Genomic DNA, 3,383 nt, shown 5'->3' with positions numbered 1-3,383 from the left:
ATTCATGCCGCCGCGTCAGCTCCTCAAAAACCGCCCCTATCCGTGCAGCGCTGATCCCCTCGCCCTTCAGACGCAGCGCCAGCGGCATGTTGTAGGCTGTGCTGTCCTGGTCGTATTGATCCAAAAACCAGAGACGCTGCTGCGCATGCGATAATTGCAGATGACCGTCGCGCGGCGAGATTAAAATTAAAAAATCATCTTTACGAGAAACTGACTTAGAGTGCCGCTCTTCCAGCCGCTTGAGTAACAGTGCTTTGAAAAGGTTTGAGTCCTCTGGGGCATCCATATTCTCTCCAAAGATAATTGAAGTTGGAATAGCTCGGTTACGAAATCAGTCCGCAAATCAGTTCACAAACAGCCTTTCGCTGCTGTTCAATAAAAAAATGATCTCCCGGAAACGTAAACTGACTGAATATCCCTCTTGTATACTTGCGCCAGGCCGCAGTCTCGGAAACTGATACCTCTGGGTCATCGGTACCGCCTATAGCGACAACTGGAATAGATATGGATGGAGACAGCGCCTCTCTCAATTCGTCTGCAAGTMGAATATCGGCGCGGAAGGTGGGAAGTAATAGTTCAAGCATTTCAGGATTGTTCAGAACATCTTGATCTGTTCCGTTCAACTGACGTATTTGGGAAATCAGATCATCGTCGGACAGCTGCCAATGAAGACCACGCTCCGCGCGAACGGCATCAGGTGCCCTGCATCCTGAGAGTACCAATCCACGAATTTGGTACGCGGATCGAGCAAACTCCATTTGCTGAGCGACGCCATATGCAAGGAGACTCCCAAGGCTATGCCCAAACATAATCGTTGGAATATTATCCGCACAAATTGACCGCACTGCGTCCGATATACGCGGAAGCACCTCGAGCGGCATCGACAATGGCGCTTCTCTCAGCCTTCTTTCGCGCCCAGGCAATTGCACACCGAGTACTTCTACTTGGGGCGGGAAATGTTCTACATAAAGACGGAACGCGGAAGGGCCGGCCCCAGCGTGAGGAAACAAAACAACACGAAATTCCACTTGCGGAACGCGTCGAAGAGGGACGAGCCAAGGATTCCCAAGATTTGAGCTTAGGGTCATAGAAAATCAAATGTTAATGACAAGTTCGCACGCCAACTGAATATCTCCCTTTCTTCAGCTACCAACTTTCCGGGACCAAGTTACAACCGGCCGTCGCGCGAAAACCACACGCCACCGCCTTCTATCCCCGGAGAACGCGTCTTTTGCGAAGAGTACAACCAACTTTGAGCAAACGTCAACACAAGAAACACTCGTTCAAGCTGAACTTTTTAGAGGTCCCCGATCACGCATGAATTGCAGTACGTTTAGAACCCGTTAGGCATAATCCGCCCCTTGGACGCGCGTCAAAACGCTACACGATGGTGCCCTCCGGCGGATGCGGCTTACGCCGACAACCTCCAACGCAAATCTCCCCGCGCCGTTTCTCAACCTCCTCCATCAGATAAACCTGTTCACAGGACTGCAAAAATCTGATTAGCATGTGGAGGTTCTAAAGGTTTCACTGACTGGTTCGCGTCAGGAAAATTAATCTGCAAGCTTGAGCGGACTTTGAACGTCACTGGCATAATCGTGCTCGCAAACTCGACAATATTCTTCCTGTTCGAGCTCAACTGAATTGAGTGGGACTCAACGTCAACCCAAGCCAGGCTGAGCAAACCTACAAAAACGAACGTTCAGTTTGATCCCTTATCCTACACCAAAAATGGGGCCTTAGAGGTACGCAGATGGATGCCGTGACCGCAAATATTTATTCACGCAGGGAGTCAAATGCTAGATCCTACTGCCGTTCGTTCCCGCCGGTGTTCCAGAGCTCTATGGGCGCCGAGGTGTGGGATGTTGATGGCCGCAGATATATAGATTTCCTTGCTGGTGCTGGAGCTCTTAACTACGGTCACAATCCACTATCGTTGCGAAAACCTCTTATCGAATACATAGAGGGGGGAGGAATAACCCAAGGCCTCGATCTCCATACCACTGCAAAAAGTGATTTCCTGACAAAGTTCGATAATATCATTCTTGCGCCCCGATCGATGAAGCATCGAGTGATGTTTACGGGACCGACTGGGACAAATGCCGTAGAGGCGGCAATTAAATTAGCGCGCAAAGCGACCGATCGCGGCCGCATCGCTGCCTTTACAAATGCGTTCCACGGTATGTCGGCAGGCGCGCTAGCTTTAACAGGAAGCCGTTATCATCGCATGGCGGGCGATGTATCGCACGCCGCAGTGGATCGGTACCCATATGATGGATATTTGGGCCCAAATGTCGATACTATTGCGCTGATCGAACATTACATCAACGATCCTAGTAGCGGTTTTGAACCACCGGCTGCCTTCCTAGTTGAGTGTGTTCAAGGTGAAGGCGGCCTGAACGTAGCTACTGATGGATGGCTGCAACGGCTGGAGGCTMTGGCCCGGCAGCTGGGTAGTTTGTTGATCGTAGATGATATACAGGCGGGTTGCGGCCGGACTGGTCATTTTTTCAGTTTCGAAAGTTCGGGCATACAGCCAGACCTAATCTGCCTTTCAAAGTCATTGAGTGGATATGGACTACCAATGGCGGTTGTTTTGGTCTCTCCAGAATATGATGTTTTAGGTCCCGGTCAGCATAACGGCACATTTCGAGGAAACAATTTAGCCTTCGTTACTGCTTCTGCTGCCCTCGATTATTGGTGTGACAACGACTTTGCCGAGGCTGTTCAAAGCAATATTCTGCGTTTTCATTCCAGTTTATCTCATTTAACAGCGAGATTAGGTGATGGTTTCTCTGTAAAGGGAAAGGGGCTTATGGTCGGGATCTCTTGCCGGGACGATAAATTGGCGAATGCCATTAGTAAAAACGCATTCGCAAGGAATCTTATTGTAGAGCTTTGTGGCCCCAAAGACGAGGTCGTCAAATGCTTGCCGCCACTAAATATTGATAGTGACGTTGCGGAAGAAGGGTTGTCTATTCTCGAGGCCGCGGTGTTGGACGTTTGTGGACTTTGACAAGAAAAGGTCAGTATCCGTCTTGTGCAAGCGAGATTGAAAATAGCCAACTAGGATAATGTGCCCGATAAAATAAGTCGCTTGGGGCATGGCAGCGCTCATTTGTTTCTGATGCAGCGTTTTGTCGTAGGTCGAGCGATTACCGATCGCCAGGTACGACGGCCGGCAGCGAGAAATCACCTGATTAAATAAACGTTATTATCCATTCATCTTGTAATTGCTCGCGCTCGGTCCGGCCGATGAGTTCTATGTTTGATAGTGGATCATCCGGATTTGCGGTTGCCTTTTCCAAAGCAGTGATCAAATGGCTTGCCATGCGGGCAACTGTTTCTTCGTCGTAAAGATCGGTTGCATATTCCATCGAAGC

The 3,383-nt window shown here is 49.7% G+C and carries 4 protein-coding genes; 1 reads left to right on the top strand and 3 read right to left on the bottom strand.

Annotation, left to right across the window (positions count from 1 at the left end; genetic code table 11):
* Together AC1DNW_RS35280 and AC1DNW_RS35275 are read right to left on the bottom strand one after the other, a co-directional pair.
* Positions 1-286: condensation domain-containing protein (locus AC1DNW_RS35280; protein ID WP_477855771.1), on the bottom strand; the 286-nt coding region annotated here is incomplete at its 3' end.
* Positions 287-323: 37 nt separating this feature from the next.
* Positions 324-1,028 carry a thioesterase II family protein gene (locus AC1DNW_RS35275; RefSeq protein ID WP_477855770.1) on the bottom strand — a complete coding sequence of 235 codons (705 nt, stop codon included), beginning with the start codon at positions 1,026-1,028 and terminating at the stop codon, positions 324-326.
* A 725-nt stretch (positions 1,029-1,753) separates the two neighbouring features.
* Between AC1DNW_RS35275 and ectB the strand changes: the two genes are divergently transcribed.
* Complete coding sequence (gene ectB / locus AC1DNW_RS35270; RefSeq protein ID WP_477855768.1) at positions 1,754-3,016, top strand: diaminobutyrate--2-oxoglutarate transaminase; 1,263 nt, start codon at positions 1,754-1,756, stop codon at positions 3,014-3,016.
* Between the two features lie 184 nt (positions 3,017-3,200).
* Here ectB and AC1DNW_RS35265 read toward each other — a convergent pair.
* The coding region (locus AC1DNW_RS35265; protein ID WP_477855767.1) for a condensation domain-containing protein at positions 3,201-3,383 on the bottom strand (183 nt) is incomplete at its 5' end.

Source organism: Rhizobium sp. 05L429 (assembly GCF_056397645.1).
Note: the sequence above shows the minus strand (reverse complement) of the source record. Positions and strands in the feature narration are given on the sequence as shown.